Below are 6,209 nucleotides of genomic sequence, written 5' to 3'. Positions count from 1 at the left end.
TCTACATCGACCCGCCATACAACACGGGTAAAGACTTCGTATATAAAGATAACTTTCACGATAACCTTTCAAACTACTTAGAATTGACAGGTCAGATTGATAGTGATGGGAACAAGCTAAATACCAATACTGAAACGTCAGGCAGATTTCATTCAGATTGGCTTAATATGCTTTACCCTAGATTAAAATTAGCTAGAAACTTACTGAAAGATGACGGTGCTATATTCATTTCTATTGGTGTGGAAGAGCTAAGTAATCTTAAACATATTATGAATGAAATATTTGGGGAAGATAATTTTGTAGAAATATTTTCTTGGGTTAAAACATCTACTCCTCCTGCTTTGTCCACTAAGTCTAGAAAGACTAATGAATATATAATTTGCTATGAGAAGAATAAAAACTCTATAAAATACAATGGGGAGTCACTTGATGGTGGAGATCAACCATTATTAAATTCGGGGAATACACCAAGAAAACTAAAGTTTCCGAAAGATAAAATAACGTTCAATACAAATAAGTTTAAAGATGGGATTTATAGTCCTTCTAAACCAGATCGGGTTGAACTAATAAATGAAATTAAAATAATAGATGGTAAACCACAGTCTGACGTAGAAATGTTCGGTGAGTTCAAATGGACACAGGAATTTTTAGAACAAGAAGTATTAAAAGGGACTACGTTTGTAGTTAAATCAGATAAATTATCTGTCAGGTTTTTAAGACAGGAAGAGGGTTTTAAAAGACCAACTAACTTTATAAAAGAAGCAATTCATACACCAGTTATAAGCAAACCTTTGCAAGGAGTTGAAACTAATGAAAAAGCATCTACATACCTTAAAGAGTTACTAGGAGGGGATTATTTTGATTATCCCAAGCCTGTTAGTTTAATAAGCTATTTGATTGGGTTTATGACAAATGAAGACGACATAATATTAGATTTCTTTGGTGGTTCAGGGACAACAGCAGAAGCTGTTTTGAAGAAGAATACTGATGATAAACAAAATAGGAAGTTTATTTTGGTTCAGCTACCAGAACCTGTGAGTGATGTAAAGAGTAAAGAATTTCTCAAATCTAATAACAAAGAGCTATACATTTCAAAGCTAACTCAACTTAGGTTAGAAACACTTTCTCAAAACTACCCTGCTAAGGATTTTGGTTTTAAAACGTTCACACTCGATGAAACCAACATTCGCCCTTGGGACGCTGATTTCGAAAACCTAGAACTTGTTCTTCAACAAGCTGAAAAATCAATCAAGGCTGATCGTTCAAGCGAAGATGTGTTGTATGAGATTTTCCTAAAATATGGATATGACCTTACTACACCAGTTGAAACAGAAATCGTTAATGGAAAGACTGTTTTTGTTGTTGGTGCAGGTGCATTGTTCGTTTGTCTAGATGATGACATTACTACAGAAACAGTAGAAGGGATTGTTAAGCTTAAAGAAGACTATGACCCAGAAGATGATGCTATTCAGGTAGTGTTCAAAGATGAGGGCTTTGCAGATGATCGAGTTAAGACCAATGCTTTCCAGATCTTGAAACAAGCTGATATTGAAGATGTTAAGAGCATTTAAGGGTAAATTATGTCTAAAATGAAGATACATTTTAACCCTGATTTAGTTCATCAGAATGAAGCAATCAATGCAGTTGTTGGTGTATTTGAAGGGCAAGAAACGTTCCAATCCAATTTCTCAGTATCTAATTCTGTACAAGCAGATATGTTTGAGAAAAATGATGGTATTGGTGTAGGTAATGCGATCAAACTTCTTGATGAAGAGCTGTATGAGAACACACGTAACGTTCAGTTAGTCAATGGCTTACCTCAAACAGAAACGACAAGTGGCAAGCTTCCTAGTCTCGATTTTACTATTGAGATGGAAACAGGTACGGGTAAAACATACGTATACCTGAGAAGTGCTTTTGAGCTAAATCAACGATATGGACTCACTAAGTTCATCATCGTTGTACCGTCTGTCGCAATCAAAGAGGGTGTTTATAAATCCCTTCAAATGACAGAAGAGCATTTCAGAAAAGAATACAAGAACGTTCAGTATGATTACTTTGTCTATGATTCATCGAAGCGTGAGCAAGTCAGAAACTTTGCTACGAATGATTATATACAAATAATGGTTATCAACATTGATGCTTTCAGTAAGTCTTTCACCGATCCTGAGAAAGAGACGAAAGCTAACCTAATTCACCGTACTGATGATCGACTGAACGGTATGAAGCCTATTGAGTTTATTCAACAGACTAATCCAGTTGTTCTTATTGATGAGCCTCAGTCAGTGGCATCTACAGCTAACCGTAAGAAAGCAATCGCAAACTTAAAGCCATTATGTACTTTCCGTTACTCAGCAACATTGACTGAGAAGCATAATCTGCTCTACAAACTTGACTCGATTGATGCTTATGCTCGAAAACTTGTTAAACAGATTGAAGTTGCTTCACTGGACGTTCAAGACAACCACAACCAAGCGTATATAAAGCTTATTAGTGTTGATAATAAAAAATCACCTATCACAGCAAAGATTGAGATTGATGCTCAAAGTAAAACAGGCAAACTTCAACCCCGTAAGACTGTAACAGTCAAGAGTGGGACAGACTTGTTTGAAGAGTCTGGTGGACGTTCCGTTTATGAAGGTTATGTAATCAATGATATTCATTGTGAAGAAGGTTATGAGTACATTGACTTTACAAGCCGTGACGGTGAGATAGAGCTAGGTCAAGCCATTGGTAAAGTTGATGAAGATATTTATAAGCGTCTACAAATTGCCAAAACTATTGAAGAGCATTTTGAAAAGGAATTGAAATTCCATAGCTTAGTAACTAACGGTGTGGGTAAGTTAGATCATTCTAAAGTCCTGAGCCAAAAAGGTATTAAAGTCCTAAGTTTGTTCTTTATCGACAAAGTAGCAAATTACCGTGGTTACTCTAGTGATGGTGTCCCTGTACAGGGCAAGTTCGCTCAATGGTTTGAAGAAGAATTTATCAAACTTGCAGGGAAGAAAAAATATCGAGTGCTTTACCCTGCTATTTGGGACGAAGACGACCAAGGTAAACCAATGCTTAATGAGCTTGCTCTCAAGGAATTGGCAAGATCTGTTCATAATGGCTACTTTGCTCAAGACAAGAAGAAAGATGCTTCTGGTAATCCTCAATTTGCAGAATCTAAACTATCAGCAAAAGGTGAAGGTGGTAAAACTGCTGCTGATGAATCTGCATATAACTTGATTATGAAAGATAAAGAAAAGCTTTTATCAATGGATGAAAAGCTTCGTTTCATTTTCTCTCACTCTGCATTGAAAGAGGGTTGGGATAACCCTAACGTATTCCAGATCTGTACGCTCAACGAAACAAGTTCTGTAATGAAAAAACGTCAAGAGATTGGTCGTGGCTTACGTCTAGCTGTTGATCAATCTGGCAAACGTGTTCCTTATGGCTTTGAGGTTAATACGCTTACCGTTATGGCGAATGAATCATATGAACAGTTTGTTGCAGCTCTTCAAAAAGAGATAGAAGAAGAGGAAGGTATCAAGTTCGGTTCAATCGAGAAACACCAATTTTCGAATATCGTTATATCTGGTGAGAATGAGCCTAAAGAATACCTTGGTGCTGAAAGATCTGAACAGATATACAAGCATCTATCAGATAAAGGTTATATTGATAAGAAAGGCAAAATTCAGGACTCACTGAAATCAGACTTAGCGACTAATACCGTTAGTTTACCAGACAGTGTTAAAGCGCACTCTGATGCTATTCTTGCAACGATTAACAAGGTTTCAAGAGGCTTGAGTGTCAAGAAAGCCGATGGTAGAAAAACTTCACAGCTTCGTGAAGATAATGGTAAACAGGTTGTTCTGGGTGATGATTTCAAAGCACTGTGGAATCGTATTAAATACAAAACGACTTACCGTGTGAATTTCAGTGTGGGTGAGTTAGTCGATAAGTGTATAGATGAAATTAAAGCGTCTGTTGCCGTAGCAAGTGCTAAGTTTGAGTATAAAAAAGTCAAAGTAGCAGTTACAGAAGCAGAGCTTGAAACTTACGATGAAAAATCAAAAATCCAGTATTACCGAAACAGAAACTTCCAATTGCCTGATGTGGTGACTTACCTTGAGTCACACACAAACCTAACTCGTAAGACAGTGGTTCGAATCTTACTTGGTTTAGGGGACAAGCTTGAAGCATTCAAGAATAACCCACAACGGTTCATTGAACTTGCAGGTGAGGCAATCCGCAAACAAATGCGTTTAGCAATTGTAAAAGGTATTACCTACCACCGTATCGGTGATGATGAGTTTTATGCTCAAAAGCTGTTCCAAGAAGAGGACATCAAAGGTTATCTACAGGATAAATACGCTAGTTTAGGTGTGAATATACCGAAAGATGACGTAAAGGATTTTATCAAACATAACAATATGGTTGTTGTAGGTAAGTCAGTTTATGATCACATCGTTTTCGATTCAGAAACAGAGTTTCTATTTGCAAAACGACTTGAAGGTAATGATGACGTGAAACTATACGCAAAATTACCAGATTGGTTCAAAATTGATACTCCATTAGGTAGCTACAATCCCGATTGGGCGATCCTCATTGACAAAGATGATGGTGTTGGTGAACAACTGTATTTCGTTGTTGAAACTAAATCTAGTATGTTCTCAGATGACTTGAGAGAAGCTGAAAGAGCTAAAATCGACTGCGGTAAAGCTCATTTTGAAGCATTATCTAAAGATAAGGATCAGCATCCTTTAGTTAATCCTGCTGAGTTTATCAAGGCTGACTCTTATGATAGCTTTGCTGCTCAGATAGAAAAGTAAGCGCTTCAGTTCAGTATAAAACGAGATAGCTGAGTAATTGGCTATCTCGGCTCTATTCCCATAAAAATTCAAAATCAATGCATAAGGCAAAATAAGTTAGAGTAATTGAACTAACCAATAATTGTCCAAAAGTTTGCTAGAGATTGAACAAACTTTGTCATTTCCACAGTGCTTCTGGTAACAATGCACCTTAAAAATGATCAAACTTTAACTTTTGCATCCTGTCGCTGATATTGAACTAGCAAGGGAGTATTACGTCAGGTCTAGACGCCCAGTAATTTCAGAGAGCCCAGTAGCTATTGAGGATTTGGCTGACAATAATCCAATCCAGAACCAAGAAACTAAAGAAGACTTGCTAACCGAAAAAAACAAGCGCAAGGTAATATTGGATTGAGACAGGATGCACATTGTTCTGTCGATACAGTTCACCTAAACATTGATGATTTTTCTCGCGGCCCTTTGAGGCCGTTTTTTTATCTGTAATTGTTATGTTAGTACCACGATATGACATTGCAGTATCATAAAGTGAGTGTTAGAATCTTTCACATGTGAAAGTGGCGATGTTTCGTCACTAGGAATCTCATTTGCAATCGGAGAGCGAGGTAAACATGGCAAAAGCTATCGCCTATGCCAATCAGAAGGGAGGCGTGGGTAAAAGTACTATCTGTATCCAGCAAGCCTTCGATTTGGCAGAAAAAAAGAAAAAAGTCCTGGTACTGGATTTCGATGGTCAGGGTAATACATCTTCACGTTTGGCTCCTCGTGTGGAGTTGGAAGATGGCAGCTACGAGCCAGTATATAGCGGTACTAAAGTAGCTGAATTGTTCCTTGATAACTGCTCAAGCATTCAAGTAACGGAGTGTCCATGTGGTGTTGATTTGATTTACACGCCCAAAAACGATCCGGATTTGTTTGAGATGGAGGCAGTGCCATTGGAACAAGCAATGAACCCAGCTCGACACTTAAAAGAACTAATCAAAGACTATGATTACGTGTTGATTGATTGCCCACCGAGTCTTGGCCGTAAGCTGGTTGCTGCACTGATGATTGCGACGCATGTTGTATGTCCTGTAAAACTATCTGGCTTTGCGGTTGATGGTGTAGAGGGCTTGCTGACGACCATTATCGGTGTTCAGCAACAGCACAATCAAAACTTAGAAATCCTGGGCATTGTCATCAATGATATGGATCGTTCAGTGAACCACAACAAATCGTTTACTGAGCTGAAAAAAGCTATCCCAGAGTTGATCTTTAGTAACATTATTCAACACCGTCCACCGCTTGATTCTGCAACTACAGATGGAGTTCCAGTATGGTCTCTTCGCTATGGTCATGTAGCAGCAAAAGAAGTGCGAGCGGTGCTGGACGAGATTGTAGAGAAGGTAGGTTAAG

The 6,209-nt window shown here is 37.9% G+C and carries 3 protein-coding genes; all 3 read left to right on the top strand.

Translation table 11 applies throughout. The features are described 5' to 3' along the window. Positions 1-1,571: site-specific DNA-methyltransferase (locus tag WR49_RS12485; protein WP_046224218.1), on the top strand; the 1,571-nt coding region annotated here is incomplete at its 5' end. Between the two features lie 9 nt (positions 1,572-1,580). Next, positions 1,581-4,817 (top strand): type III restriction-modification system endonuclease, encoded by a 3,237-nt coding sequence (locus WR49_RS12480; protein WP_046224217.1) that lies wholly within the window; start codon positions 1,581-1,583, stop codon positions 4,815-4,817. Between the two features lie 608 nt (positions 4,818-5,425). Beyond that, positions 5,426-6,208 (top strand): ParA family protein, encoded by a 783-nt coding sequence (locus WR49_RS12475; RefSeq protein ID WP_041154764.1) that lies wholly within the window; start codon positions 5,426-5,428, stop codon positions 6,206-6,208. Position 6,209 lies beyond the last annotated feature (1 nt).

The sequence above is a fragment of the Vibrio sp. ECSMB14106 genome (assembly GCF_000972265.1).
Classification (GTDB): Bacteria; Pseudomonadota; Gammaproteobacteria; order Enterobacterales; family Vibrionaceae; genus Vibrio; species Vibrio kanaloae.
Note: the sequence above shows the minus strand (reverse complement) of the source record. Positions and strands in the feature narration are given on the sequence as shown.